32 protein-coding genes and 1 tRNA gene are annotated in these 26,215 nt (G+C 64.1%); 12 read left to right on the top strand and 21 right to left on the bottom strand.

The genetic code is table 11. The features are described from left to right. Positions 1 to 364: 364 nt before the first annotated feature. Together CI41S_RS36485 and CI41S_RS36480 are read right to left on the bottom strand one after the other, a co-directional pair. A complete protein-coding gene (locus CI41S_RS36485) occupies positions 365 to 2,314 on the bottom strand; it encodes a molybdopterin biosynthesis protein (protein ID WP_139863894.1) in 1,950 nt (649 codons plus the stop codon). A gap of 9 nt (positions 2,315 to 2,323) precedes the next feature. Continuing rightward, complete coding sequence (locus tag CI41S_RS36480; RefSeq protein ID WP_139863892.1) at positions 2,324 to 3,436, bottom strand: molybdopterin-binding protein; 1,113 nt, start codon at positions 3,434 to 3,436, stop codon at positions 2,324 to 2,326. Between the two features lie 187 nt (positions 3,437 to 3,623). On the opposite strand from CI41S_RS36480, the gene CI41S_RS36475 reads away from it, so the two are divergent. Beyond that, complete coding sequence (locus CI41S_RS36475) at positions 3,624 to 4,835, top strand: ABC transporter substrate-binding protein (RefSeq protein ID WP_139863890.1); 1,212 nt, start codon at positions 3,624 to 3,626, stop codon at positions 4,833 to 4,835. A 90-nt stretch (positions 4,836 to 4,925) separates the two neighbouring features. Here CI41S_RS36475 and CI41S_RS36470 read toward each other — a convergent pair whose 3' ends face one another. Next, complete coding sequence (locus tag CI41S_RS36470; RefSeq protein ID WP_139863888.1) at positions 4,926 to 5,906, bottom strand: TAXI family TRAP transporter solute-binding subunit; 981 nt, start codon at positions 5,904 to 5,906, stop codon at positions 4,926 to 4,928. A gap of 134 nt (positions 5,907 to 6,040) precedes the next feature. Between CI41S_RS36470 and CI41S_RS36465 the strand changes: the two genes are divergently transcribed. Beyond that, positions 6,041 to 6,997 carry a Bug family tripartite tricarboxylate transporter substrate binding protein gene (locus CI41S_RS36465; protein WP_430650064.1) on the top strand — a complete coding sequence of 319 codons (957 nt, stop codon included), beginning with the start codon at positions 6,041 to 6,043 and terminating at the stop codon, positions 6,995 to 6,997. Positions 6,998 to 7,084: 87 nt separating this feature from the next. After that, positions 7,085 to 7,160: transfer RNA gene (locus CI41S_RS36460), tRNA-Ile, on the top strand. Between the two features lie 192 nt (positions 7,161 to 7,352). On the opposite strand, the gene CI41S_RS36455 is transcribed toward CI41S_RS36460, so the two are convergent. Together CI41S_RS36455 and CI41S_RS36450 are read right to left on the bottom strand one after the other, a co-directional pair. Then, a complete protein-coding gene (locus CI41S_RS36455) occupies positions 7,353 to 7,811 on the bottom strand; it encodes a baeRF12 domain-containing protein (protein ID WP_139863884.1) in 459 nt (152 codons plus the stop codon). 172 nt (positions 7,812 to 7,983) lie between these two features. Further along, positions 7,984 to 8,166 (bottom strand): hypothetical protein, encoded by a 183-nt coding sequence (locus CI41S_RS36450; protein ID WP_139485898.1) that lies wholly within the window; start codon positions 8,164 to 8,166, stop codon positions 7,984 to 7,986. 366 nt (positions 8,167 to 8,532) lie between these two features. On the opposite strand from CI41S_RS36450, the gene CI41S_RS36445 reads away from it, so the two are divergent. The 6 genes from CI41S_RS36445 (at position 8,533) to CI41S_RS36420 (ending at position 10,963) form a co-directional block, all read left to right on the top strand. Then, a complete protein-coding gene (locus CI41S_RS36445; RefSeq protein WP_139863881.1) occupies positions 8,533 to 8,730 on the top strand; it encodes a hypothetical protein in 198 nt (65 codons plus the stop codon). 435 nt (positions 8,731 to 9,165) lie between these two features. Further along, positions 9,166 to 9,621 (top strand): Hsp20 family protein, encoded by a 456-nt coding sequence (locus CI41S_RS36440; protein WP_172628338.1) that lies wholly within the window; start codon positions 9,166 to 9,168, stop codon positions 9,619 to 9,621. 278 nt (positions 9,622 to 9,899) lie between these two features. Further along, positions 9,900 to 10,217: a hypothetical protein gene (locus CI41S_RS36435; protein WP_244626799.1), complete on the top strand. Its 318-nt coding sequence runs from the start codon at positions 9,900 to 9,902 to the stop codon at positions 10,215 to 10,217. After that, positions 10,214 to 10,393 (top strand): hypothetical protein, encoded by a 180-nt coding sequence (locus CI41S_RS36430; protein ID WP_139863877.1) that lies wholly within the window; start codon positions 10,214 to 10,216, stop codon positions 10,391 to 10,393. Before CI41S_RS36435 ends, CI41S_RS36430 begins: the two co-directional genes overlap by 4 nt. Beyond that, positions 10,390 to 10,605, top strand: coding sequence for a hypothetical protein (locus tag CI41S_RS36425; RefSeq protein WP_244626798.1), 216 nt, complete (start codon positions 10,390 to 10,392; stop codon positions 10,603 to 10,605). The genes CI41S_RS36430 and CI41S_RS36425 overlap by 4 nt, the downstream gene beginning before the upstream one ends. A gap of 136 nt (positions 10,606 to 10,741) precedes the next feature. After that, complete coding sequence (locus CI41S_RS36420; RefSeq protein ID WP_139485894.1) at positions 10,742 to 10,963, top strand: hypothetical protein; 222 nt, start codon at positions 10,742 to 10,744, stop codon at positions 10,961 to 10,963. 152 nt (positions 10,964 to 11,115) lie between these two features. Here the strand turns inward: CI41S_RS36420 and CI41S_RS45225 are convergent, their stop codons facing one another. Beyond that, positions 11,116 to 11,601, bottom strand: a complete 486-nt coding sequence (locus CI41S_RS45225; RefSeq protein WP_488230470.1) for a DMT family transporter — start codon at positions 11,599 to 11,601, stop codon at positions 11,116 to 11,118. An 81-nt stretch (positions 11,602 to 11,682) separates the two neighbouring features. Next, positions 11,683 to 11,856 (bottom strand): hypothetical protein, encoded by a 174-nt coding sequence (locus CI41S_RS43885; RefSeq protein WP_172628337.1) that lies wholly within the window; start codon positions 11,854 to 11,856, stop codon positions 11,683 to 11,685. A gap of 112 nt (positions 11,857 to 11,968) precedes the next feature. Between CI41S_RS43885 and CI41S_RS36410 the strand changes: the two genes are divergently transcribed. Genes CI41S_RS36410 through CI41S_RS36400 form a run of 3 tightly spaced genes read left to right on the top strand, consistent with a single transcriptional unit; the run spans position 11,969 to position 13,868 of the window. Beyond that, complete coding sequence (locus tag CI41S_RS36410; protein WP_139863873.1) at positions 11,969 to 12,565, top strand: glutathione S-transferase N-terminal domain-containing protein; 597 nt, start codon at positions 11,969 to 11,971, stop codon at positions 12,563 to 12,565. Positions 12,566 to 12,582: 17 nt separating this feature from the next. Then, complete coding sequence (locus CI41S_RS36405) at positions 12,583 to 13,308, top strand: SDR family NAD(P)-dependent oxidoreductase (protein WP_139863871.1); 726 nt, start codon at positions 12,583 to 12,585, stop codon at positions 13,306 to 13,308. A gap of 2 nt (positions 13,309 to 13,310) precedes the next feature. After that, the gene (locus CI41S_RS36400) at positions 13,311 to 13,868 is read left to right on the top strand and encodes a TetR/AcrR family transcriptional regulator (RefSeq protein WP_139863869.1); all 558 of its coding nucleotides are present in this window, start codon (positions 13,311 to 13,313) and stop codon (positions 13,866 to 13,868) included. A gap of 339 nt (positions 13,869 to 14,207) precedes the next feature. Here CI41S_RS36400 and dhaK read toward each other — a convergent pair whose 3' ends face one another. The 14 genes from dhaK to CI41S_RS36330 all read right to left on the bottom strand — a co-directional run bounded on the left by dhaK (position 14,208) and on the right by CI41S_RS36330 (position 26,209). Next, complete coding sequence (gene dhaK, locus CI41S_RS36395) at positions 14,208 to 15,191, bottom strand: dihydroxyacetone kinase subunit DhaK (RefSeq protein WP_139863867.1); 984 nt, start codon at positions 15,189 to 15,191, stop codon at positions 14,208 to 14,210. A gap of 36 nt (positions 15,192 to 15,227) precedes the next feature. Continuing rightward, on the bottom strand, positions 15,228 to 15,650 hold the full coding sequence (locus CI41S_RS36390) for a hypothetical protein (RefSeq protein ID WP_139863865.1): 423 nt from the start codon (positions 15,648 to 15,650) through the stop codon (positions 15,228 to 15,230). After that, complete coding sequence (gene ptsP, locus CI41S_RS36385) at positions 15,643 to 17,262, bottom strand: phosphoenolpyruvate--protein phosphotransferase (RefSeq protein ID WP_139863863.1); 1,620 nt, start codon at positions 17,260 to 17,262, stop codon at positions 15,643 to 15,645. Before ptsP ends, CI41S_RS36390 begins: the two co-directional genes overlap by 8 nt. A gap of 1 nt (position 17,263) precedes the next feature. Next, a complete protein-coding gene (locus tag CI41S_RS36380; protein WP_244626797.1) occupies positions 17,264 to 17,566 on the bottom strand; it encodes an HPr family phosphocarrier protein in 303 nt (100 codons plus the stop codon). A gap of 28 nt (positions 17,567 to 17,594) precedes the next feature. Beyond that, complete coding sequence (gene dhaM, locus CI41S_RS36375) at positions 17,595 to 17,987, bottom strand: dihydroxyacetone kinase phosphoryl donor subunit DhaM (RefSeq protein WP_139863858.1); 393 nt, start codon at positions 17,985 to 17,987, stop codon at positions 17,595 to 17,597. Further along, a complete protein-coding gene (dhaL, locus tag CI41S_RS36370; RefSeq protein ID WP_139863856.1) occupies positions 17,984 to 18,607 on the bottom strand; it encodes a dihydroxyacetone kinase subunit DhaL in 624 nt (207 codons plus the stop codon). Before dhaL ends, dhaM begins: the two co-directional genes overlap by 4 nt. 14 nt (positions 18,608 to 18,621) lie before the next feature. Beyond that, entirely contained in the window at positions 18,622 to 19,647 is a 1,026-nt protein-coding gene (locus CI41S_RS36365; protein ID WP_139863853.1) for an ABC transporter ATP-binding protein, read from the bottom strand. Beyond that, positions 19,640 to 20,737 (bottom strand): ABC transporter ATP-binding protein, encoded by a 1,098-nt coding sequence (locus CI41S_RS36360; protein ID WP_139863851.1) that lies wholly within the window; start codon positions 20,735 to 20,737, stop codon positions 19,640 to 19,642. Before CI41S_RS36360 ends, CI41S_RS36365 begins: the two co-directional genes overlap by 8 nt. Positions 20,738 to 20,747: 10 nt before the next feature. Further along, a complete protein-coding gene (locus CI41S_RS45425) occupies positions 20,748 to 20,876 on the bottom strand; it encodes a hypothetical protein (protein WP_308284908.1) in 129 nt (42 codons plus the stop codon). Between the two features lie 68 nt (positions 20,877 to 20,944). Further along, positions 20,945 to 21,907, bottom strand: coding sequence for a carbohydrate ABC transporter permease (locus tag CI41S_RS36350; RefSeq protein WP_139485879.1), 963 nt, complete (start codon positions 21,905 to 21,907; stop codon positions 20,945 to 20,947). After that, positions 21,904 to 22,827 carry a carbohydrate ABC transporter permease gene (locus CI41S_RS36345; RefSeq protein ID WP_244626803.1) on the bottom strand — a complete coding sequence of 308 codons (924 nt, stop codon included), beginning with the start codon at positions 22,825 to 22,827 and terminating at the stop codon, positions 21,904 to 21,906. Before CI41S_RS36345 ends, CI41S_RS36350 begins: the two co-directional genes overlap by 4 nt. A gap of 120 nt (positions 22,828 to 22,947) precedes the next feature. Further along, positions 22,948 to 24,249: an ABC transporter substrate-binding protein gene (locus CI41S_RS36340; RefSeq protein WP_244626802.1), complete on the bottom strand. Its 1,302-nt coding sequence runs from the start codon at positions 24,247 to 24,249 to the stop codon at positions 22,948 to 22,950. Positions 24,250 to 25,096: 847 nt separating this feature from the next. Continuing rightward, positions 25,097 to 25,453 (bottom strand): DUF6616 family protein, encoded by a 357-nt coding sequence (locus CI41S_RS36335; RefSeq protein WP_139863842.1) that lies wholly within the window; start codon positions 25,451 to 25,453, stop codon positions 25,097 to 25,099. A 66-nt stretch (positions 25,454 to 25,519) separates the two neighbouring features. Then, positions 25,520 to 26,209: a DJ-1/PfpI family protein gene (locus CI41S_RS36330; protein ID WP_139863840.1), complete on the bottom strand. Its 690-nt coding sequence runs from the start codon at positions 26,207 to 26,209 to the stop codon at positions 25,520 to 25,522. Positions 26,210 to 26,215 lie beyond the last annotated feature (6 nt).

The raw sequence follows: 26,215 nt of genomic DNA, 5'->3' as shown, positions 1-26,215 counted from the left end.
TTCGCGCGCTCTACCCGTCCGAACTGAATCCCATCCAAAACTGTCATCGCCCGGCTCGACCGGGCGATCCAGTACGCCGCGACCTCTCGGTTCAATCACTGGCGTCTCTGGAATACTGGATCACCCGCTTTCGCGGTTGATGACACCGAGTTAGCTGATTGACATCCGGCCAACACCAACCCCGTCATCCTGAGGCGCGAGCCTCTTCGGCGAGCCTCGAAGGATGCACGGCCCGGCTGGTGGCCGTCGATCCTTCGAGGCTCGCCAAGCGGCGCAATTGCGCCGCTGGGCTCGCACCTCCAGCGACAAAGGCTTCGCCTTTGCGCGGGGATGACGGGACTAACAGGGGCGAAACCCGTCGCACCTATGCCGGCCGGAACCCTGCCGCCGTCAACGCGGCGCGGCCTTCATCCGATGCCAACGCGTTGAGGAACGCCTGCACCGCCGGGCGCCGCTTGCTCGCTGCGACCAGGGCGAAATCGTAATGTTCTTCGGCGAGCGGAATGAAGCCGAGGCCCGAGGCATGCGCGACCGGCGCGATGGTCATGCCCCAGTCGGCGCGGTGTTGCGCGACCGCGGCTGCGACGGCGTTGTGCGAGCGCGGCTGGTTCCAGTAGCCGTCCGGCCGGCTGCCTGCCAGCAGCCGGTCGATCAGGATGCGGGTGCCGGCACCCTGGTTGCGGTTGACCATGATGCAGGCGGGATCGGCCAGCGCGGCGCGCACCGCCTGCTGCGCATCCAGGCCGGCGAAGCGCGGATCGTCCTTGCGGAACACGATGCCCTGCATGCGCCGCCAGCCCGGCACCAGCTCGAGGCCGTCGGTGAGATAGGGCGCGTTGTAGGTCTCGGTCTTGTCGTCGAACAGATGGATCGGCGCCAGATCGCACTCACCGCGCTTGGCGGCGGCGAGGCCGCCGAGGCTACCGACCGCGATCGAGCGCACGATCAGGCCGGCACGTGCCAGCGGCGCGGTGACCAGATCGAGCCCGGTGCAATGGCTGCCGACGATGACGAGATCGGGCACCCGCACATGCGGCGTGAACAACGTCACTTCCGTGTCGCTGCCGGCCGGCATCTGGTCGGCCAGCGCATCGATCTTCAAGAAACCGTCGGCCTGCGCGAACGACGTGATCGCGCCGGAGCCCTTGCCGCTCGGATAGGCGATCAGGGTGTCGCTGCCTTCGACCAGCGACACCATCACGAACTCGGTGCGGCCGAGCTCGGAGGCGATGCGCACCGGCACCTTCGCCGTCACCTTGGCGTCGGAGCGCGGTGGCAGTCCGGCCATCCGGCGCAGCACCGGCACGATCATGTCGTGGAAGGTGAACATCGCCGAGGTCGGAAAGCCCGGCAGGATGATCACGGGCTTGCCGTCGCAGACCGCAAGGCACAGCGGCTTGCCCGGCTTCAGCGCGACGCCGTGCGCGATGATGCCGGGCTTGCCGAGCCGCGCAATGATCCGGTGCGAAACATCGCCGGCGCCCTTGGAGGTACCGCCCGACAGCACCAGCATGTCGCTGCCCGCCAGCGCGTTGCGCATCGCGGCTTCGAGCTCGGCCTCGTCGTCGGCGATCGCGCCGAGGAAATGCGCCTCGCCGCCGTTCTCGGCGATGGCCGCGGTGACGATCGCGCCGTTGGTGTCGTAGATCGCCGCCGGTCGCAGCGCCTCGCCGGGCTGCACCAGCTCGTCGCCGGTCGAGAGGATCGCAACCCGCGGCCGGCGCGCCACCTGGACATCGGCGATGCCGCAGGCGGCCAGCATGCCGATCTCGCGCGAGCCGATCACGGTGCCGGCGCGCAGCAGCGCCTCGCCGCGCGCGATGTCGGAGCCGGCATAGGACACGAACTGGCCGGGCGAGGCCGCGCGCCGCACCTCGATCGCACGTTGGCCGGCGGGCTGGGTGTGCTCGACCATCACGATGGCATCGGCGCCGCGCGGCACCGGACCGCCGGTCGCGATCGCGGTTGCAGTGCCGGACAAAACCGGCCTCGTAGGCGCGGTGCCGCAGGCAATGGTCTCGTCGTTGAGCAGGAGCTGCACCGGCGCCGCTTCACCTGCGCTCGCGAGATCGGCGGAGCCCACCGCAAAGCCGTCGACATTGGAGCGGTCGAATGGCGGCACGTCGATCGGCGCCACCACGTCTTCCGCCAGCGCGCAGCCGAGCGCATCGTCGAGCCGCCGCGGCTCCGACGGCAGGTCGCGCGGGAACAGTGCGGCCTCGAACCGCGCCAGCGCGTCCTCGCGCGACAGGATGGTCAGGAACTGGTCCTGATCGAGGGACGGGCTGGGTTTCGGCGTAGACGTATTGCTCATCTCGGGAACTCACTCCCGCAACATATAGGCATCAACGACCGTCCCCGCAGCAAAGCCCTCGGCGGATCCGGGCACGATCAGCACCGCCTCGGCACGCGCGATCGCATCGAGCGATAGGTCGCCGATCGCGAGCGTCGTCCACGAGTCCTGCTGACACATCAGCAGCGCGACCTCGGCAATGCCGACGCTGGAGGCGATCTTGCGCGCTATCGGCAACGCCTGCGTCTCGCGCGGGCGCCGGCCCGACAGCCGATCAAGCACCGGAAGCGTCAGCGCCCACCATACGGCGAAAGCCTGATCCGGTGCGCCGGGCAAGGCGATCACCGGCGTCGTATCGATCCGGCCGACTGCCGCGGTGCGTCCGGGTTGCAGCGCGATGCCGTGCGCGATCACCTCGCCGCGCGCGGCCAGCGCCGCCGCCGCGGCATCGCTGCGGCCGACGCCGCTGCCGCCGATCGTGATGAGCAGATCGCAGCCGCGCGCATCGAGCGTCGTCGCGATCGCCGCCGCATCGCGCCCCGGCGCCTCCGTGCGCGTGACATCGGCACCGGCCAGACGCGCGGTCTCGGCAATGAACGGCGCTGTCACCCCGCCGCCGGGAATGTTGACCATGCGAAGCTGCGGCCGCCGCACGCGCAGCGTCGCAAGTCCAGCGGTGTGCGCGAGCAACAGGTCGCGCGGCCGCACCGGCTGTCCGGCTTCCGTCAGCGGGCGCCCTTCGGCGATATCGCTGCCAGCACGCCGGACGCCCTGCCCCGGGATCGCCTCCGTCAACACCTGTGCAAGCGGCCCGGAAATATCGACCGCATCGGCATCGACCACGCAGTCGGTGCCGGCGGGCATCGCGCTGCCGGCCTCGACCCAGACCGGCGGCGCGGCCAGCGGCAGCGGCGCGTAGGACGACGCCCCGACCAGATCGTTGGCGCGCATCGCCCAGCCGTCGAGGGTTGCGACGTCGTGCGGCGGATGCGCGCACAGCGGCGGCATCTCGGCGGCGATGCAATGCAGGGCCTCAGTCAGCGGCAGCTCGACCGCTGCCACCGGTGCGACATTGCGCAGCACGGCGGCCAGGGCCGCATCGAGCGGGGTGAGCGAGGCCGGCAGGCGCTGGGCGGTGATCATGGCCCGCTATGGACTGAATCGGCGCGGAAAGAAACCGCTTTGCAACATGCCGGACGACCGCAATTAGACCGAAGGCGCGTTGACGCGGACCCCGAACTAGTTGCAAAAGAAACCAATATGGCCGGGTCCCCAAGAGCCCGGCACAAGCAATAATGGGCCAATGCGCCAATTCACGGAGGGAGACGGAATGATCACCAAGAAACTTGCCTTGTTCGGGACGCTGGCGGCAGCGCTGCTGGCCTCCCCGGCCGCGTTGGCGCAGGTGTCCGACGATCTGGTCAAGATCGGCGTGCTGACCGACATGAACGGCCCGGCCTCGACGCCGACCGGACAGGGCTCGGTGACTGCCGCGCAGATGGCGGTCGACGATTTCGGCGGCAAGGTGCTGGGCAAACCGATCACCGTGGTCGTCGGCGATCACCAGCTCAAACCGGACATCGGCGCGAGCCTCGCGCGGCGCTGGTATGACGTCGATCAGGTCGACCTGATCGTCGACGTGCCGGTCTCCGCGGTCGGACTCGCGGTGCAGAACATCGCCAACGAGAAGAAGAAGCTGTTCATCACGCATTCGACCGGTGCGACCGATTTCCACGGCAAGTTCTGCTCGCCCTACACCATGCAGTGGGTGTTCGACACCCGGGCTCTCGCGGTCGGCACCGCGCAGGAAGTGGTGAAGCGCGGCGGCGACAGCTGGTTCTTCATCACCGACGACTACGCCTTCGGCCACTCGCTGGAGAAGGACGCCTCCGCCGTGGTGACCAAGAACGGCGGCAAGGTGCTCGGCGCGGTGCGCCCGCCGTTTGCGACGCCGGACCTGTCGTCCTTCATCCTGCAGGCGCAGGCCTCGAAGGCCAAGATCATCGGCATCGCCGGCGGACCGCCGAACAACACCAACGAGATCAAGACCGCCGGCGAGTTCGGCGTCTTCGCCGGCGGCCAGCAGATGGCCGCGCTGCTGGCGCTGATCACCGACGTGCACTCGATCGGGCTATCGGCCGCGCAGGGATTGCTGCTGACCACCTCGTTCTACTGGGACATGGACGACAAGACCCGGGAATGGTCAAAACGCTATTTCGCCAAGATGAACCGGATGCCGACGATGTGGCAGGCCGGCGTCTATTCCTCGGTGACGGCGTATCTCAACGCAGTCAAGGAGGCCGGCACCGACGAGCCGCTCAAGGTCGCGGCTAAGATGCGCGAGAAGCCGGTCGAGGATTTCTTCGCCCGCAACGGCAAGCTGCGCGAGGACAATCTGATGATCCACGACCTCTGGCTGGTGCAGGTCAAGACCCCGGCGGAGTCGAAATATCCGTGGGACTATTACAAGATCCTGGCCAAGATCTCCGGCGAGGACGCGTTCGGTCCGCCGGATCCAGCCTGTCCGTTGATCAAGAAGTAGGCGAATGGCGAGTAGCGAATGGCGAATAGTGGGTGGCAAGTGACGAGCGGATACGACCATTCGCTATTCGCTACTCACTATTCGCCCGCTTCATTTGGCCACGCCGATCTCTCTGAAGTACCGGAGCACCCCAGGATGGATCAGATCGGCGGCCGGCGCCGCGGCAACGGTGTTCGCCGCCGTGGTCTCGCAGGCCTGCGCGAGCTTGTTGCAGAACGCCGCCTCGGCGCCGTGCAGCGTTTTCGCCAGCCGATAGGCGACGTCGTCGGGCAGGCTCTCGCGCACCAGGATGTAGCTCCAGGAGCCGACCGAGGCGATCGCTTCGGTCTGCTTCGGATAGCTGCCGGCTGGCACCGTCAGCGGTTTCAGAAAGGTGTGCTTGGCGCGGATTTTCGCGATCTCGCCGGCGTCAGGCACGATGAAACGGGCACCGCTCGCGCTCTCGGCCATCGCCGTGAATCCGGGCCAGCCGATGCCGCCGCCCCACAGCGCCGCGGCGCGGCCGTCCTGCACCATTGCCGGGCCGTCGCCGGCGCGATCGAGATAGATCGACTTGAAGTCCTCGTCCTGCTTCAGCCCGATGCCGTCGAGGATGTAGCGCGACAGGATCGGCAGGCCCGAGCCCTTGGCCCCGAACGCGACTGATAGCCCGACCAGATCCTGGATCGTCCGGTAGGGGCTGTCGGCGCGGACCACGAACATGCCCGGGCTGGAATACATCGCGGTGAGGATCTTCAGCTTGGTCGCCTTCGGCCGGCCGATGCCCATGAAGGCCTCGTAGGACGGTTCGCCCGCGACGGTTGCGATATCGATGGTGCCGGCCTCGAGCAGCGGGATGTTCTCGTTGGAGCCCTTGGTGTTGCGCGGCTCGATCGACAGCGTCGGGTCGGCCGCGTTCATGACCTCGGCGAAGGCATTGCCATAGAGCGGAAAGCCGCCGCCCGGCGTCGCCGTGCCGAAACTGATCGTGGTCTTCGACATGGCGTTATTCCCCTCTTGACTTTTCTCTTGCGCCATCGCGCCGCCCGCGAGCAGCAACGCGCCGGCGCACATCATAACAGTGAATTTCATCTCGAGCCTCAAGCAGCATTGCACACAGGCCAGACGATGGTTGCACGGCTGATGCCATAGGCAAAGCCGGCGTTTTGTGAAACCATGCCGACAATGGTTCAAAAGAAAATGACGGGGGAACGATGATCCGGTTTATGCGCGTGGCCTTGCTTGGTTTGCTCTGCTGCCTTGGTACTGTCGCCCCCACCTCCGCCGCCGACTATCCGAACCGTCCGGTGCGCTGGCTGATCGGCTTTGCCGCCGGCGGGCCGGTCGACATCGTGGCGCGCATCATGGCGCAGTATCTGTCGGATCATCTCGGCCAGCAATTCGTGGTCGAGAACCGCACCGGCTCCGGCGGCAACATCGCGGCGGCCGCCGCGATCAACGCGCCGGCCGACGGCTATACGCTGCTGTTCGTCGCGCCCAACAATGCGATCTCGACCTCGCTCTACAAGAAGCTGCCGTTCGACTTCCTGCGCGACACCACGCCGGTCGCCAGCATCATGCAGCTCACCAACATGCTGGTGGTCTCCAACGCGATGCCGGTGAAGACCGTCAAGGAGTTCATCGACTACTGCAAGGCCAACCCGGGCAAGATCTCCTACGCGTCGTCCGGTAACGGCACCTCGGTGCACATGTCGGCCGAGCTGTTCAAGGCGATGACCAAATGCGAGATGCAGCACGTGCCGTACCGCGGCTCGGCGATCGCCTTTCCCGACATCATCTCCGACAAGGTGCAGCTGATCTTCGACAATCTGCCCTCGGCGCTGGAGCAATCGCGCGGGGGCAATGTCCGCGCGCTCGGCGTGACCTCGCCGCAGCGTTGGCCCAGCGTGCCCGACGTGCCGGCGATCGCCGAGACCGTGCCGGGCTTCGAGTCGGTGGGCTTCTACGGCATCTCGGCGCCGAAGGGCACGCCACCCGAGATCATCGAGGCCCTCAACAAGGCGGTCGGCGAGGCCCTGAAGGACCCCAAGCTGGTGGCGCGCCTCGCCGAGGTCGGCGGCATTCCCAAGCCGATGAGCCCGGCCGAATTCGGCAAACTGGTGGCCGACGAGACCGAGAAATGGCGCAAAGTGGTGGAGTTCGCCGGCGTTTCGGTGGACTGACCCTCGCACCATTGCCGAAACGCCGGTCGCCCTGTAAACGGAGCCGGCACCGTTGCCCGCCGTCTCCTGGCGGCCCGCAAGGCGGCGGGGCCTGTAGCTCAATGGTTAGAGCCGGCCGCTCATAACGGTCTGGTTGCAGGTTCGAGTCCTGCCGGGCCCACCAAGGATTTCAGTGGCGTGCGGACACTTTGAGAACGACTCGGTTTTCCGTCTCCCCGACGAACTGACGAATTTCCCCTTGATGTTTGCGCCGATCTTTGACTGTGAAAAATGACGAAACCCGACGGGCAGCGCGGCGTCTGAGGGCCTCCGGCTGGGCGAGTTTCTGCGCGGACCATCTGCTAAGCGGCAATAGTCAGATGGTCAGATATCGCGCGATATCCTTGACCGGAAAGCCGGTCAGATCCTTCGCAATTTCCGCGACGATGCGCCGTTCTATCGCGGGAGAAAATGATCGGCGCAGATCCGCCAGTGTCCGCGGCGGTGCCACGATGACGACCCGCTCCGCATGCGACTGTCGTAGAAGGCGGTCCAGATCACCTGCAACCGCGCGGGCGAAGCGATGTTTCTCGATCTCGTGCCAATCGGTCTGCTGCATCGCGCTTCGCTTGGACTCGATGCGAGAGAGCGCTCGACCCGGTCGATCAGCGCCCTGCTCACGGGTCGGCGGGTTCTCATCTTCGAGAGCCCGTTGGACCTTCAGGCGCGGCTCCCGGCTGCTACCCTCGTTCAACAGGAATAGTGCCTTACGTCCGTCTCCGACGAAGACGAGCGTGCGATGGGGCAACCTCGTGTATGGCGCTCGGTCAGGCATAGACGACTCTTGAGCTTGAATTGAGCTGCGGTCGCAATCACTTCCTTATCTTTGCGTCTAGCATTCAAGACATATCGTCGCCGACAAGACGGGCGACCTGTCGAACCGCGTCAGAATAAACTACCCGGCCGTAAATCTCGGACAGGGGTGGAGGTGTGGTCCTCACCATCGCCTATAGCCGATCTGGGCTGTCCACCGCGTTCAATTCCGCGTCGATTTTGCCGAGGAGTTGCTCGATCTCCGCCCTCTCGTTCGGACCGGGAAACTCCTCCAGACGGCTGAGCAAGTTCTGCTTTTGTGTCAAGAGATGTGCAACGCTCATCATCGGAGGCGTGGTTTCATGATTCTTGAACATAGCTCGTCCCCGTGCTCTCCATCGTGCTAGACGGTCTGGTCTCGGTGAACCGGGTATTGATCTTCCGATCTATCAGCCAACTCACTGCTCGGGCATCGGTTCCCCGTTGGTAAATCGGCCAACGCTGCGACCGCTGCGCGATGGACCGGTCGCCGTGCTCAAGCCCGCGCTAGCAACCGAAGGGCCTTGAACCGTAGAGCTGCTCTCCTATGATTCAGTGTGCGCCACGATTAACTGTACTTGCCAGAGGTGTCGACAAGTGGTCGCGCGTCAAAACGTGTTCCGTAGACGACGGGATAACTCGATTTTCTCCGGCTGAGAATTCTTTGTCTGGGGACATCCGGGCAAAGATCGGGAGTGAGTTCGATGAATGACCCGAAGCGCCGATCCAGCTTTGCGGGTGCCCACGACCTTGTCGAGCAAGCTGAAGCTGCGATCCGCAACCTGAAATACATGTGCGCGGCTTGTGCGAATGGTGACAAGGATGCGGCGCGAACGGCGTTACGCCAAGCGATAAGCGAACTCGAAGTGGCGCGAGCCATGCTGCGGCCTGGCGTTGAATGACGGGAACGTTTGTTTTCTCTTCACCGCGGTGATCCTTATGAGGTCCTGAGTAGCTCGTACGTAACCGCTGCACTGCGGATCGTATCCCGGAGGATCATGCGCCGGCGCAAAATCCGTTGCGACGTCGCGATCACCGAAGCTGGCGCGGCTCACTTCGCCGCGCACCGCGCGACGAAGGGTCGGGAACGAAGGATGCCCTGATCGGCCCATCGCTTCGCTGCGGTGCCACATGCTGTCGCAGCTCCGAACTATCCGAGTTGCCGCCGCAAACTTTTTTGCCAGGCGGCTCTTGACGCCGCAAATCCGTTCCCTAATTTTTTCGACGCTATCCCCGCTTGGCGGGGAAGCGTCTGGGCGCCATCGGGTCCAGACCAGACGGGCACCGGTCGTGTCCGGTGCCGTTCATATCCATCTTGCTCTGTGGAGGATTTGGTTATGCGCACTTACGACTTCTCTCCCCTCTTCCGGTCGAGCATTGGGTTCGACTATCTTTTCAACCTCGCCGAGATGGCCCAGCGGGGCGCTGAGGACAATTACCCCCCTTACAATATCGAACGGCTGGCCGATGACCGCTATCAAATCGCCCTTGCGGTCGCTGGCTTCTCGCCGGACGAGATTTCGGTGACGGCCGAGCAGAATGTTCTGACGATCGAAGGCAACAAGCTCGAAAAAGCCGAACGCGACTACCTCTATCAGGGCATTTCGACCCGGAGGTTCAAGCGGCAGTTCAGCTTGGCCGATTACGTCCAGGTCAAGGGTGCGGCGTTCGACAATGGGCTGCTCAAGGTCGAGCTTGCGCGGGAGATTCCCGAGGCCATGAAGCCACGGCGGATCGCGATCAACGCAGCGCAACCGAAGACACTCCGGCAGATCGAGTCTGCTGCGGCCTGATCCGGCGCCAGCCGCGTTCCGAAAACCGGGAACGCGGCTCTCACATCGATATTCGTCTACAGAACGGAGGCAACCATGCGGCCGACGACCGCGTACGCAAACCTGCATGCCCTGCAATCATCGTCCCAATACGAACGCCGGTTCGAGCACCCGCGGGATGTACTGTTGGAGCCGTCTCTGGCCAAGAAGCGCGCCATCCTGGCATCCCGGGCTTCCGACGACACCGCCGCCATTCGATCCACCCCGCTTCGCACGCTCTTGCCGCGTAGGAGGATCGCATGATCGACGACGTCAAGCTTCCCAAGCAGGTGATGGACAGGATTGACGCCCGCTGGATTTCGCGGCAGCGCCGGACCGACCAGCGACGCTCCAGAATGATCGACCAGCGGCTCGAGCAGCTGCGGGCACACCGCAACAACATCCAGCGCTATCGACGACTGCTGAAGACCAAGCTTACCGACCTGGAGCGCCAATTCATCGAAAGGCGCCTCGCCAAGGAGCATGCCGCCGCCCAACGTACGGCGTCCGACATCCCGCCCCTCGGCGTGCTCCCGACACCGGTGTCGGCACATGACAGCTCGGGAGAAAGCCTATGATCGAGCTTCAAAGAACACTCATTCGCGGCAGCGAGAAGATCATCGGCCACTACCGATATCTTCTTGCGACCGCAACCTCGGAACGAGAGCGCGAGCGCTTTCGCCAACGCATCGACGAAGAGCAGTTGCTGTTGGACAGGTTGCGGCAGACTGACGCGCGCTCGCGCGCGGCATGAAGGGAGCGCAGTTGGGCTGCATGAGTCGGTTGAAGAGCTTGCCCCTGGATGAGGCCATCAGACTTCGGTGGGTCTTGCGGGATATCCGAGCCAGACGCTTCATCATCAGCCCGCTTGATCCGGCCGATGTTCAAAAGCTCAGCCAGATGGGCTGCATCGAGATCCATAACTCGCTTCCCGTTCTGACGGCCGCGGGCATGGACGAAATTTGAAGCAATGTCGGCCTCCACGATGATGGATTGCCGAGGTCGGCAATACGGATCGAAGGATGTGCCGGCGATCGCAAGTTAGCAGCGGCCGGAGCATTCACCGTTCCGGCACGGCGTCTTTGAGTTCGGAGATGGAGAAATGTGCAACTACCTGCGTATGCAAGTGCGCAACATGAGGCCGGCGGAGATCGACCGCATAGTAACGGCCTACGAACGAACCCTTCACGCGCTCTGCGTCAGGGACGGCGACGACCCGCTCACGGAAACAATCGCCAAGTCAGTCATCAAGATCGCCAAAACCGACATCGCCGACCCTGCGGAGATTTCTGCCCAGGCGATCAGAGAACTGAGAATCCGATAGGCCCGCGCATGCCCGAACGCCACTTCCGAGAATACAAAGGAGGCGGGAACAGATCGACAATAACGGGCGTCAGTTCACCTACCGGCTCGGCCGAGGTCGGATATCTACTGATTTTCGGAAGGAACTGCCGCGCCGGCGCCGGTGTTAACGTCTCAATTTCGTGGGCAGAGATGACAACGAGGGACTACAGATGCGACGACGACGGCGAGTGAAGCAAATTCATTCGCTTGAAACGCGCCTTGCCAACGAAGCCAAGGAATTGCGCGAGCAGGCGAGATGTCTTCCACCGGGCGCCAAACGAGAGGTTCTTCTTCGCAAGGCGCGCAACGATGAAAACACGGCTTATCTGGCGGAGTGGCTATGTTCGCCGGGTGTCCGGTCGAAGCTCGAACATCGCAATGACTGATCGGATCAAAGACCCGGGACATTGTCGGGGATAGCGAGAACTGGTCGAATCCCTCGACCCCCGGCCGAACGACGATGAGAACGCCGATAAAGCCGGCCGCGATCGCGAGCCAACGCCGCCAGCCAACGGATTCGCCGAACGTCAGGGCTGCGCCAAGTGTAATGGCGAGTGGCAGCACCTGAATGATTGCCGTCGCATTGGCCAGAGGCAGGTTCACGATGGCCGCCAGCAACAATATCGTTCCGCCGACTTCGCCAGCTACCCGGAGCACGACCGGTATTATCATCAGTGCGCCTAGCGGCCGCAGCGCCCCCTAATGCAAAGCAAGCGCTGCGATCAGCACAATCGCGAGCCAGCCGCGCACCATCATGACCTGGCCGAAATTCATCTCGGCCGACACCGCCTTGGTGATCGCATCGTTGATGTTGAACGTCGCCATGGCAGAAGTCATCAGCAGGCTTCCGCGAATATTCGGGGCAAGGTCCAAATCAGTTTTCCATGTCGGATTTCTTCATGATTGACTTTATAGACGACCGGTCGTATTTATCAATCCGACCGGTCGTCTTGAGTTCAGAAACGCAGTTGCGAGGAGAGTTCCTATGAAGCTGATCGGCACCTATCTGTCGCCCTATGCGAGGCGGGTCGCAGCGGCCCTGATCTCTCGGGGTCTGCCGTTCGAGCATGAGGCCGTGAACGGCTACCGGGAATTCGAGATCGCGAGCCGCTATAATCCCGTGGCGAAGGTACCTTCGCTCGTGCTCGATGATGGCGAGATCCTGATCGACAGTACGGCCATCCTCGACTACCTCAATGAACTGACGCCTTCGGCGCCGCTGATCCCCGCCGGATCGAGAGCCCGCCGCACCACTCTCAAACTCGCGGCGATTGGTTACGGCGTCTATGAACAGGCCGCCAGCCTCTCGTTCCGCGGACGCGAGGTCGCTGCCACCGAGGCCGGGCGCTGGAAGGCGCAGATCCTTGGAGGCTTGCGCGCGCTCGACGAGGCCGCGCGCGATGGCGGACCGCTCAGGGCAACGCCGCTGGACGCGGCAGCGATCACCGCTATCGTGGCGGTGGAATACCTCGCGCGGACGAATCCGGATTTGGAGACCCTTCCGGCAATCCCCGCCTTGGCCGAGCTTGTGGCCGAATATCGAGATGCACCGCCCTTCGCGCTGACCAGGGCAGCGGCTTGAGGCGCATGGAGGAAAGCATGACTGATCGGATCGCTCTCATCGCCGGCGTCGGCGGCGCGACCGGCGCGGCGCTTTCTCGGCGCTTCGCACAAGGCGGATATCGCGTGGCGATGATCGCCCGCAACGCCGAGCGGCTCGCGGAGCTCGAGAGGCAGATACCCCGGACGCGCGGCTACCCTTGCGACGTAGCCAACCTTGACCGGCTCGGTGAAATCGTCGAGCGCGTGCAGACCGAGCTAGGGGCACCCCATGTCCTCGTCCATAACGCCGTCGCGGCAACATTCGCCAAGATCCTGGATGCGTCGGTCGAGGATCTGGAACGAAATTTTCAGGTGAACACCACCTCCCTGTTCTATCTGGCGCAGAAGCTCGCGCCGGCGATGATCGACCGCGGCGAGGGAGCCATCATGGTCACCGGAAACACGTCGTCGTTCCGCGGCATTCCGCTGCGTCCGGCCTTCGCGCCGACCAAGGCCGCCCAGCGCATCCTCGCGCAGTCGCTCGCGAAGGATTTGGGTCCGAAGCGCGTGCATGTTGGATATATCACCATCGATGCCGCGATCGACGCCCCGTGGAGGAGGGACACCTTTCCGCTGCCCAATTGGCAAGACAAGCCGGCTGACCATTTCGCGCATCCCGACGCGATTGCCGACGAGGTTTATCACATCGCGCATCAACATCCCTCCACCTGGTCGTTCGATCACGTCATCCGGCCTTTCGCCGAGAACTGGACGCTGAACTGACCATGCCGAAACCTAGTCATAAGGAAGCACTTCTCGATGCGGGTCTCGCGGCGTTTCATCACCGCGGCTACCATGCGACCGGTGTTCAGGAGATCGTCTCGTCGGCCGGTGTGCCGAAGGGCTCTTTCTACAGCCATTTCGCAAGCAAGGACGCCCTCGGCCAGGCGGCGCTGGCGCGTTACTGGGAGGATCGCGCCAAGGCGCGTGCACTGCTGCGGGACGCCAGCCTTCCCGGGATCGAGCGGCTTGACCGCTACCTCGCGTCGCTCGGCTATAGCGAGGATGGCTGCCTGATCGGCAATTTCACGGCCGAACTCGCGCAACTCGACGCCTTCCGCCCGGAGTTGTCGCGCCTGTGGCGCCAGTGGACGGATGCACTTTCCCACTGCCTGGCGGACGGGCAGCGCGACGGCAGCGTGCGGGCCGACGTGCCCGCGACCGAGCTTGCACGCACGGTTCTGGCGCTTTGGGAAGGCGCGGTGCTCTCAGCGAAGGTCGAGCGCAGCCCCAAGCCACTCAACATGGCACGTCGAACGCTGCGGCATTTGCTGGCGCCGTGACGCATATCCAATTCCTCGGGGGGAACACGGCTCATTCATCGATTGCTTAAGCTGCGCTCCGCGTCCTGAACGAAACGCGTCGGCTAACGGATGAGCCATTTCATAACGGTCTGGTTGCAGGTTCGAGTCCTCCGGGCCCACCAATGAGAGCAACCACTTGGCACTCGCGATCATCGATCGCTGGAGATGCTGTCTGCACCACCCAAAAAGATGCCGTGCCCGAAGGACACGGCAAGTTTCAGGGAGGGTGAACCGGCAGACTTCCGGTGCATGCGTGAGACCCCGGCCGATCGTCGGCCGGGGCGCGATCTGACAATCAGCGGCCGCCCGTCGCAGCGGTCACCATTTCAATGCGGCCGTGCGCACGGGATGATCCCAGAGCGCCGTGGCCTCGCTATCGAGCAGGCTCACGGTGAGCGAGCACCCGGCCATGTCCAGCGAGGTGACGAAGCTGCCGACCAGCGAGCGGGCGATGCGCAAGCCGCGCTTTTCCAGCATCCGGCGCGCCGCATTGTACATCAGGTAGAGCTCGATTGTCGGCGTCCCGCCAAATCCGTTAACGAACAGGAGGGCCTCGGCCCCGGCGCGCGCGTCGAGATCCTGCACGATGGCTGCGGCAATTTCATCCGCGATCGCGTCGGCACGCTCCAGCTTGACGCGCCGACGTCCCGGTTCGCCGTGAATACCGACCCCCATCTCCATCTCGTCCTCGCCAAGCGAAAAGGTCGGCGTGCCCGCGGCCGGGACCGTGCAGCTCGTCAGCGCCACGCCCATCGAGCGGGTTCGCGTGTTGACGCGCTCGCCGAGCGCAACGCAGCCCTCGAGGTTGAGGCCCTTCTCGGCAGCGGCGCCGACGATCTTCTCGACGATCAGCGTGCCCGCAACGCCGCGCCGCCCGCTGCTGTGGGTCGAGTTCTCGACCGCGACGTCGTCATCCGTCACGACGGTGGCGATGCGGCCCTCGGCGATCTCGGCAGCCATCTCGAAATTCATGCGGTCGCCCGCATAGTTCTTCACGATGAACAGCACGCCGGCATCGCCGGCGACAGCCTGCGCGGCCTCGACGATCTGGTCCGGCGTCGGCGACGTGAACACCTGGCCCGGACAGGCCGCATCCAGCATGCCGTAGCCGACGAAGCCCGCATGCAGCGGCTCGTGCCCGCTGCCGCCGCCCGACACCAGCGCGACCTTCCGCGGATTGAGTTCGCAGCGCCGCACGAATTTGCGCTCCGCGCCGAGCGCGACGAGATCGGCATGCGCGGCCGCGAACCCATCGAGGCTTTCCGCCAGCACGCTATCGACCGAATTGATGAATTTTTTCATTGTCTCCTCCCCGCTTCGTCCTTTTGAACCTCGCGGCTATTTTTCCCGCATGATGGCAACGAGGCGCCGCGCGAATTCCTGGAGCAGCGCGTCCAGCTCGGCATTCCGCTTCGCGCTGCCGAGGTCCGGCAAATGCAGCGTCAGGGTCCGCTCATGCGTGCCTTCGGTCAGCCGCCCGATCCGGCGCGGATGCGCACGCGCATAGGCGCGCAGAAACGCAGCCTTGGCCTGCGGCGGAAAGTGGCAGACGTCGAAGATCGTGTTGAGATGCTGCACGGGGATCGGCACCGGGTAGGCCGGATTGCTGATCTGGCTGACGAAGCTGCGGTTCTTGCCCATGGCATGCGCAAGGCGAAGCCGCATACCCGACGGACGGCTCTCCAGCACCTCCTTGAAAACGCGCTTGTAGACCGCAACTGCGCCGGCTTCGGCCGGTTCATCGGTCGCCGTATCAGCCAAGGCTGCCTCCGCTGCTCAAGCGGTCGATGGTCTGCTTGATCTGGGCCAGTGCCGACGTGGTCACGGACAGCTCGCGCAGGCCGCAGTTCAACAGCGCGGGCAGGCAGCGCGGGTCGCTCGCGATGTCGCCGCACAGGCTGACGCTGACGCCGGCGCGCCGCCCGTGTTCCGCGGTCCGCGCGATCAGTTCGAACACAGCCGGATGCAGGGGATCCATCAAGGGGGTAAGAGCTCCGTTGGAACGATCGCAGGCAAGAACATATTGCGCAAGATCGTTCGAGCCGATTGAGAAGAAGGCGGCCTTGAAGCTGTTGATCGCCAGGGCCGCCGCCGGAACCTCAACCATGATTCCCAGCTCAGGAAGCGTCGCGGCAATGCCGTCGGCCTGCAAGCGCCGCACGACTTCAGCAAACAGTTTCCGCCCCGCCTCGAGCTCGTCGGCCGAGGTAACCATCGGGAACATGACCTTGAGGTTGCCCCGCACGGCCGCACGCGCCAGCGCGCGGAGCTGGACGGCAAAGATCTCGGGCCGCGCCAGGCAGAGCCGCAAGCCGCGAACGCCGAGGAAGGGATTGGCTTCGCTATCCAGCGTAAATCCCGGCACCGGCTTGTCGCCGCCCGCATCGAAGGTGCGAATCGTGACCGGCCGCTGCCCGGCCCAGCGCAAGACCGCGTCGTAGGCTTCGAACTGGGCCTCCTCGTCGGGCAGGCCGCCCCGCCCGGTGAGCAGAAACTCGGTGCGCATCAACCCGATGCCGTCGGCATATTGCGCATCGGCATGGGCGAGATCATCGACATGCTGGATATTGATGAACAGCTTGATCCGCTCGCCGCGCCACAACGCCGTCGGGCGCCTGAGGATCGCGCGGGCAGAGGCCCTGCTCTTGCGATGGATATCGCGCCGCTTCTCGAACAGGCGGAGTTGCTCCGCGCTGGGATCGAGCTCGAGCGTGGCGCCTTCACCGTCGAGCAGCGCGGTGGCGCCGAGCTCAGGGACGGCGCCGAGTTGCACCACCATGGGAATGCCGCGCGCGCGCGCCAGCATCGCGACGTGGCTGGTCGGGCTGCCGCGCAGCAGCGCCAGGCCGCCGCCGCCGGACCAGTCGATCTCAAGGAACCGCGACGGCGGCAGGTCGTCGGCGCAGACCACGGCGCCGCTCGGAACCGTCAGGGCCTGGCCGACCCCGCCCCGCAGGATCGCCATCACGCGATCGCGCAGATCAGCGAGATCGGAGGAGCGCGCCTTCAGATATTCGTCTTCCGCCGCATTGTAATCCGCGATCTGCGCTTCGAGCGCCGAACACCATGCCACGTCAGCAGCATCCCCCTCGCCGATCGCGGCGAAGATCGCTTCGATGAAATCCTCATCCTCCAGCAGCGCGACCTGGAATTCGAGGATCTGCGCGGCTTCGCCGCCGGCGATCGCGGCGAGCTCCGCGATCTGGCCGCTGGCCGCGTCGATCGCCTTGCGAAGCGCGAGCGCTTCCTCGACCAGTGAGCCGGCGACCCGCTCGCCGCTGGTGCCAGCATTGACACGAACGAATGGACCATGGGCGAAGCCGATCGAGGCGGTCCTGCCGCGGTAGGCCAGTGCTGCAGCGCCGCCCTGCATCTTACGACACCTCGTCAGGAAAATCGGTTTCGACCAGCTTGACCAGCGCGGCAACCGCAGCTTCGGCGTCGCTGCCGGAGGCCTTGATCTCGATGTTGCTGCCGTGCGCCGCGCGCATCGCCATGATCTTGGCGACGCTCTTGGCATTGATCCACTCGGCGGCGCCTTCGACCCGGACGGAAATCTGGGCCTGGAACTTCTTGGCAAGCTTGGTCAGCTTGACCGCGGGACGCGCATGCATGCCCACCGCGTGCACCAGCCGCACATTGCCCGTGAAGATTTGTCCGTCCGCTTTGTCCAGCATCGTCATATTCCATCGCTTCGCCGACAGTTCAGTCGGCAGAGAGTTCCTCGGCCACGGCCTTCACCTGGGCCAATGTGCTGCCACCCGCCGCCTCGGTCGCCGCCATCACGGCGCCCTCGACGATCGGCGCGTTGCATACGACAACGTGATCGCGCCGCGCGGGCTCCAGCATTTCCACCGCCATCTCGCTGTTGGTTTCAGCGCCGCCGAGGTCGACCAGGATCGCGACGCCCTTGGCGGACCACGCATCATTGATGGCATCGATGATCGAGGGAACGCTGGTGCCGAGCCCGCCGTCGGGATTGCCGCCGCAGAAGGCGACCTTGACCTCGCTGCCGACCATCTGCCGCACCATGTCGGCGGTGCCCTTGGCGATGTCCCTCGAATGCGAGACGATCACGATTCCCACGGTATCGTTCATTGCTTTCCCTCCAGGCTCGCGCAGACCGCCTGCACGAGAACGCAGCTCGAACGGGCGCCGGGATCGACGTGCCCGACGCTGCGCGCTCCGAGGAACGACGCACGCCCCTTGGTGGCCTGCATCGGCGCGGTCCGCTCGACCGCTTCGGCCGCCGTGCTTCGCACCCGCGCGATCAGGTCCGGCTGGCCGGCCGCTGTCTTCAGCGTCTCTAGGACAGGAACAAGCACGTCGAGCATCGTCTTCTCGCCGGCCTGCGAGCGGCCTCGCGCACTCACCGCGCTCACGCCGCTGCCGAAGACGTCGGCAAGATCCTCGGGCAGATGCTTGTCGTGGGAAAGCGCTTCCCCGGCCGCCAGAAAGAAGCTGCCATAAAGCGGCCCGGAGGCGCCGCCGACCGTCATCACCAGCGTCTTGCCGATCATCTTCAGCGCCTCGTCGAGCGGCTGTGCCGAGATCGCATCGAGCTTGCCGAGCACAGCCTCACAGCCGCGCTTCATGTTGGTTCCGTGGTCGCCGTCGCCGATCGCCTGATCCAGGCTGGTCAGCTCGGGGGCGCTGGCGATGACCTGCTCGGCGGCCCCCCTGACCAGCGACTTGAATGTCTCGGCTTGCATCGACATCGCAAACAATCCTCTCAATGGGCCGCCGCAGCAACGCGTTGCCCCGCGGAATCGAAGCAGAGCGGATGCATCAGATGCAATTCGACCTCCTGACCGGCCTGCAGCGGCTGATGCGGATCCGCAAGCGTCACCAGTGTCTCACCCTTATAGTCCAGATGAACGTGATTCTGCTCGCCGAGGTGCTCGACGCGGTGCACGCGGCCGACCATCGCCCCGCCGTTGCGCGCGCCGATCCGCAGATGCTCGGTGCGGATTCCGACCGTCTCCGTTCCAGGCGGTACCGCGACCTCGGACAGCAGTCGGGCCGGCAGGAAATTGATCTGGGGCGTGCCGAGACGCGAGGCGACATAGCGCGAGGACGGGCTTTCGTAAATCTCGCGCGGCGTGCCGCACTGAAGCAGTTCGCCGTCCTTGATCACGCCGATCCGGGAGGCCATGGTCATGGCCTCGACCTGGTCGTGAGTCACGTAGAGAATGGTGGCCCCGAGCTCGAGCTGGATCCGCTTGAGCTCGAGGCGGAGTTCGGAACGGAGTTTGGCGTCCAGCGACGACAGCGGCTCGTCCATCAGATAGATCGAGGGATCGCGCACCAGTGCGCGACCGATCGCGACCCGCTGCATCTCGCCGCCGGACAGGCGCGTCGCACGGTTGTTCAGCTTGCTTGCGATATGCAGCAGTTCCGCCGTCTGCTCGACGCGCTTGCGGATGACGGGCTCTGGCACGCGCCGCGCGGGCGAACGCAGCGGGAAGGCCAGATTGTCGTAGACCGTCAAATGCGGGTAGAGCGAATATTGCTGGAAGACGAACGCAATATCGCGCGATCCGGGCGGGTCGCGGGTGACATCGCGCCCGTCGATCATGACCGAGCCTGTGTCCGGCGTCTCGAGTCCGGTGATCAGCCGCAATGTCGTGGTCTTGCCGGCGCCGCTCGGCCCGAGCAGCACCAGGAACTCGCCGTCATTCACCGTCAGCGAGAGCTCGCGCACCGCCGCCACCGCGCCGAAGCGCTTGGTGATGTTGCGTAGGGCGACGTCAGCCATGTTGGGCGCTCCCCTCATTGGCGGTCGGTATGGCAAGGCCCGAGCTCACGTCGAACAACACAAGCCTCTCCGAGCGGAATTCGAGCCCCACTGTCTCGCCGATCCGCACCATGGCGCTGGACGGCAGCCGCGCCGCGACGCGGCCGTGCGCCGTATCGACGGTGACGATCTGCGTGGTACCGAGATATTCCGCGCCGAACACCTCGCCGCGGACGGGGGCCGCATCGCTGAAGCGGATATGCTCAGGACGAACCCCGAGCGCCAGCGGCGCGGGCGCGCAGTCCTGGCCAATCTCCGGCACCGCGAAGCTCGTGTCATGGAAGACAATGGCCCGATCGCCGGTTCTCAGGCCGCCCTCGAAGCGCAGGAAGTTCATGGGCGGCGAGCCGATGAAGTCGGCGACAAACATGCTCGCCGGCCGGTCATAGATCTCCTGCGGCGAGCCGGTCTGCTCGACGCATCCCTTGTTCATGACGGCAATCTGATCGGCCATCGACATCGCCTCGAGCTGGTCATGCGTCACGTAGACCGTGGTGGCGCCGATGCGGTCATGAAGTTCGCGGAGTTCGCTGCACATCAGGTGGCGAAACTCCGCATCGAGCGCGCCGAGCGGCTCGTCCATCAGAAAGGCCTTCGGCCGCCTCACCATGGCACGCCCAAGCGCGACGCGCTGCCGGTCGCCGCCTGAAAGCTTCGACGTCTTGCTCGACAGCAGGTGCTCGATCCGCAGCAGCCGCGCGGTCTCCTGCACCCGTCCGGAAATCTCGCGCTTCGCCATGCCCTGGCACTTCAGGGGAAACGCGATGTTCTCCGCGACATTCATATGCGGATAGAGCGCGAACAGCTGGAACACGAAGGCGATATCGCGGGCAGCGGCACGGCGGAACGTCACGTCCTCGCCATCGAGCAGGATCTTGCCCTCAGTCGGCAGCTCGAGGCCGGCGATCATGCGCAACGTGGTGGTCTTGCCGCAGCCGGAGGGGCCGAGCATTGCAAAGAAGGCACCGTCGTCGATCGTGAAGGTCGAGCCGTGCACCGCAGTGAACTGATCGAACGACTTGCGCAGGTTTTCGACGCGGATCTGTGCCATGTTGACCGCCCTATTCAGGAAAATGGCTGACGACGACGTAGCCGACCGTACCGGTGAGGATCGTGACGAAGGAGTAGCTGTACAGATCCATGGACAATGGCTGCACCAGCATGATGATGCCGCCCCCGATCAGGGTCATTGTGACCGCCTCCCAGGGTCCGCGACGGAACCAGCGGGACACTGCACCTTTGCTAACCGCAGAACCGCTCATTTGCGCACAGCTCCGAAGGTGATGCCGCGGAGCAGATGCTTGCGGAGCAGCACGGTGAACAGGACGATCGGGACGACGAACAGCGTGGTCGCGGCAGCAACGGCCGGCCAATCCTGTCCGCCTTCGCCGATGATGAAGGGAATGAAGGGCGGCATGGTCTGCGCCTCGCCGCTCGTCAGGAGGACCGCGAAGGCGTATTCGTTCCACGAGAAAATCAGGCAGAAGATTGCGGTGGCCGCAATTCCCGTGACCGCCTGCGGCAACACCACCTTGCGCAACGCCTGCAGCCGCGTGTAACCGTCGACCAGCGCAGCCTCCTCGTATTCGCGCGGAATCTCGTCGATGAACCCCTTGAGCAGCCACACCGCGAGCGAGACGTTGACGGCGGTGTAGAGCAGGATCATGCCGAGTCTGGTGTCGGTCAGATTGAGCTGCCGGTACATCAGATAGATCGGGATCGCGACCGCGACCGGCGGCATCATGCGCGTCGAGAGGATGAAGAACAGGAGATCGTCGGCCAGCGGAATGCGGAAGCGCGAGAAGGCATAGGCCGCAAGTGTGCCGAGAAAGACGGCCAGGAAGGTCGAGCCGAACCCGATGATCAGCGAGTTGACGAAGCGCGGCACGACCTTGGACGGTCCGGCAATCACCATGTCGCGCTGACGCACCAGCTTGTCATACCAGGTTTCGGGCGGCGGCAGCTTGGCGATGAAATCCGGGGTCTGGCGGGTGCGCACGGTAAACAGGTTGACATAGCCTTCCAGCGTCGGCTCGAAGATCACCTTGGGCGGATAGGCGATGGCGTCGCTCTGCGATTTGAAGGCGGTAGCGACGATCCAGAGCAGCGGCAGGATCGTGATCACGGCGTAGAGGATGACGAGACCGCCGGCCACGGCCTTCGAACGGGGCGACGCCTCGACGATGGAGTGCGCGGTGGACTTGGCGAGAACGGCGGTCATCGTTGCTTCACCTTGTTGAGCGCTTTGACATAGATATTCGCGGCACCGAACACGGTGACGAACAGGATGATCGCGAGCGCGGAGGAATAGCCGGTGCGCCACTTCTCGAACGCCGCACGCTTCAGCGTGATCGAGACCAGCTCGGTGGTCGATCCCGGACCTCCCGAGGTCAGGAGGTTGACCATATCGAACATCTTGAAGTTCTCGATCGCGCGGAACAGCACCGCCAGCATCAGGAACGGGACCGTCATCGGCAGCGTGATCGACCAAAACTGCCGCCATGCCGAGGCACGATCGACTTCGGCCGCCTCGTAGATGTAGTCGGGAATGGAGCGAAGCCCGGCCAGGCAGATCAGCATCACGTAGGGCGCCCACATCCAGGTGTCGACGAGCACGATGGTCCAGGGTGCGAGTGAGACCTGCCCGGTCATGCTGAACGCGCTCGGTGGCACGCCGGTGAACAGGCTGATCAGGTAGTTGAACGGCCCGATCTGCGGCTGCAGCAGCAGGGTCCAGAAGTTGCCGACCACCGCCGGCGACAGCATCATTGGCAGCAGGATGATCGTGGTCCAGAAGCTGTGGCCGCGGAACTGGCGATTGATCAGCAGCGCGAGGCCAAACCCGATGATCACCTGAAACGTGACTGACCAGATCACGAATTGTGCTGTGGTCTGCAGCCGGAGCCAGACGTCCTCGTCGCCGAGAATATCGGCGAAATTGTCGAGCCCGACGAACCGCAACGGCAGATAGGACATGCTCAGATTCAGGCTGGTGAAGGACAGCCGGATCATCCACGCCAACGGAAAGATGTTGATCGCCAGCAATAGCGCGATCGTCGGCGCCACGAACAGCCAGGCGATCGCCCGGTCCGACAGGGCCCAGACGCGTCGCGTGGTTCGAGACCTCGCGGGCTCGCGCATGCCGGCGACCGTGGCATCATCAGGTTGAGAGATCGTGGTCATCTTGTCCATCGGCTGGCTGGAATGGTTTCCCCGAGACACGCCCCGGGGAAACCGGTTCGGTTAGAAGCCGTCCCGCGTCTACTGCGAGGCAACCTGCTTGCCCTGCTCCTTGAAGACCTTGGTCCAGTCCTTGACCAGGAGATCGAGCGCCTGTTGCGCCGTGCCCTTGTCGGCGACGACGTAATCATGCACGCGCTTCTGCATGTCGAGCAGCAGCTGCGCGTAAGACGGCTCGGCCCAGAAGTCCTTGACGATGCCCATCGACTCCAGGAATTGCGGGGCGAATGCCGCGCTCTTCGGGAAGTCGGGTGCGTCGACCACGGCCTTCAGCGCCGAGTAGCCGCCGAGCTGCCACCATCGCTGCTGCACCGCCGGCTGCGCGAACCATTTGATGTAGGCGAGTGCATCATCCTTGCGCTCGGAGGTCGCGACCACCGAGATGCCCTGCCCGCCGAGCTGGGTGAAGTGTCCGCCTGGACCGGCCGGATTGACGAAGAAGCCGATCTTGTCGCCGCCGACATTCGGATCCTTGTAGAGGCCGGGGAAGAAGGCGAACCAGTTCATCTGCATCGCGACCTGGCCGGACTTGAAGGCATCCAGTCCTTCCTGCATGTAGGCGTTGGTCATGCCCGGCGCGGTGCAGCACTTGTAGAGCTCCTTGTAGAACTCGAGCCCCTTGGCCGCCTCAGGAGAGTTGACGATGCCCTGCATCTGGTACGGCTTCTTCGGATTGTCGTAGCTGAAGCCGTAATTGTAGAGCACGTTGGTCACGCCCATGGTGATGCCTTCGGAGCCGCGCTCGGTGAAGATGTAGGCGCCGTAGACCTTCTTGCCGTCGATCTCGCGGCCCTGGAAGAATTCCGCGATCTGTTTCAGCTCGTCATAGGTCTTCGGCGGCGCCAGGTCGCGGCCGTACTTGGCCTTGAACGCCGACTGGATTTCGGGCCGCGAGAACCAGTCCTTGCGATAGGTCCAGCCCACCGCATCGGCCATCGCCGGCAGCGCCCAATAGTTCGTCGAGTTCTTCGGCCACTGCGAATAGCCGACCACCGTCGCCGGGACGAAGTCGTCCATCGAGATCTTCTCCTTGACGAAGAAGTCGTTGAGCTTGACGTACCATTTGTTTTCGGCGGCGCCGCCAATCCACTGGCTGTCGCCGATGATGAGATCGCAAAGCTTGCCGTGGGAATTAAGCTCGTTGAGGAAGCGATCCGCATAGCTCGTCCAAGGGACGAACTCGTATTTCATCTCGATGCCGGATTGCTTGGTGAAGTCCTTGCCGAGCTCGACCAGCGCGTTGGCCGGATCCCAAGCCGCCCAGCACAGCGTGAGCTGCTTACCCTGGGCCGCAGCTTCGCCGCCGCCAAATACCCCCAGCATCGCCGCCCCGAGAACCGTGGTGGCCGCTGAGCTTCTCAACCAATTGAATGCCCGCATATCCGTTTCCTCTCTCGTTGAAGCATCTAACCCGCTCGGCGGCTCCTGCTGGAGCGACGCCAAGACCCTGAAACCGAGTTTGAGGAGCGATGAGTGAAGGACGAGACGGACCGCTTCCGGAGACGGGCTCCGGAATGGCTTGGGCTCCTCCCGCACATCGGCCCGATGCGCGATGTTTAGTTTTTTGTGGCACTAAACGTATTACTAAATTTTTCGAACCGTCAAGCCGGTTTCTCGCGACCGTGGCGAAAATACTTGCGACGCGCGCACACAGGACCGGGAGGTTCGCAGTGCAGCAAAATGCACGAAGATCGTTAGAAAGCACGATCGCCGATCTGCCCGGCGCAAGCAATTCGGTCCATCTGAATAGCAGAAGGTTCAGACGGTTAGTCGCAAACAACATGTTTAGCAAAGTTACTTTACTGAACGTTCAATGAAGCGGTCGAGAGCGCGAGACTCGCGGCGTCCGATCACCGCACCAGAAATGCCTCAGCGTCGTGCTCGCTTGATCTCGACGGCCGGCAAACCAGCGCACTGCTTTCGATTTCATGACGGTTTGCCCGCTCCAACGTGGCGGCGCAGCTGCAACGCAATGACATTGTCGGATCGCGCGGGTCTTTGCCCGACCGCAATCGGCGCTACGGCGCGGCGTTCAACGGGCGCGTCCCGCCTGCTCGCCAACAGCAGGCGAGCCGTCAATCAGGCTGCGGAGCCCGAGGGATCCTGGAGTCGACATGGTGACCGCACGCCGCAATCCAGCGTCCTGGAATGATCGGCAGGAGAGCGGCCGTCAGGACGAACCGGGCAGGACCATCCTGGCATTGCCGAGCAGCACCGCTTCAAAGTCTTCCGCATCGCCGCTGACATTGACCTGCTCGAAGTAATCGTACCAGCCTGATGCCGCGACCTGCCGCTCGAACTCGCGCTGAAACTCCGCATTCGGCACACGATAGACGCAAAAGAAATCGTACGGCGCACGACAATCGGTCGCGGGCGAGTTCATGCCGTAGGCAATGACGTCGACGCCAGCGGACTTCAGACCCTTGACCGCTTCGGCGATGGTTCTTGCAAATTCGGTTCGCTCGCCTTCCGAACGTTCGGCCCAAGCGGGGCGGTAGTTATAGAGCTCGATGAAGATCTGTTGCATGACGCGACCTCGCAAGACGCTGAAGGAATGTTCGCCGCATTCGCCGGCGCGGATTGGCTCCGGTCCCTAGAGCTTTCCCATCTTGAGGCGGCGGGCTCTCACCCCCTCCAGTTGCTCGACCGGCATCAGGTGCTTCAACATCTCTGTCGTTTGAGCCAGCGTCGCAGGGTCGGCCAGTTCGGGCCGACCGGTCCCGAACGGCGGCGCCGGCGCGTACTCAAAGGACAACTCGGCCACGCGGCCGACCGCTTCTCCGGCAATCTGCCCGACCATGGCGAGACCGAAATCGATCCCCGCCGTCATGCCGCCGCCCGTCGCGCGGTTGCGGTCGATTACGTATCTGGCGTCGGTCGGAATGGCGCCGAACAAACCGAGATGCTCGCACGTGTACCAGTAGGAGGCCGCCTTGTATCCCTGCAAAAGTCCCGCCGCGCCGAGCAGCAGCGAGCCGTTGCAGACGCTGGTGATCCACTTGGCGCGGCTGCCGAGCTCGGCGATGCAGTCGAGCGTCCGGTCGTCCTGCAATTGCTTGAACAGCGACACGGTGTTGCCGGGCACGAACAGGATGTCGGGATCCTTCCAGCAGCTGCCGAATTCCTCCGTCGCCTGCACGCTGACGCCGGCGTCGGAATCGATGGCGTCCCTGCTGTGCCACACCACCTGCGAGGAAAATCCAGGGAGCATCATGAACGCCTGCATCGGCCCGGCTAGGTCGTTGAAGGTGAAGCCAGGAAAAGCCACTGCCACGACTTTCATGTTTGC

It is taken from the genome of Bradyrhizobium ivorense, from assembly GCF_900696085.1.
Lineage (GTDB): Bacteria > Pseudomonadota > Alphaproteobacteria > Rhizobiales > Xanthobacteraceae > Bradyrhizobium > Bradyrhizobium ivorense.
This window is presented reverse-complemented; position numbering and strand designations above follow the sequence as displayed.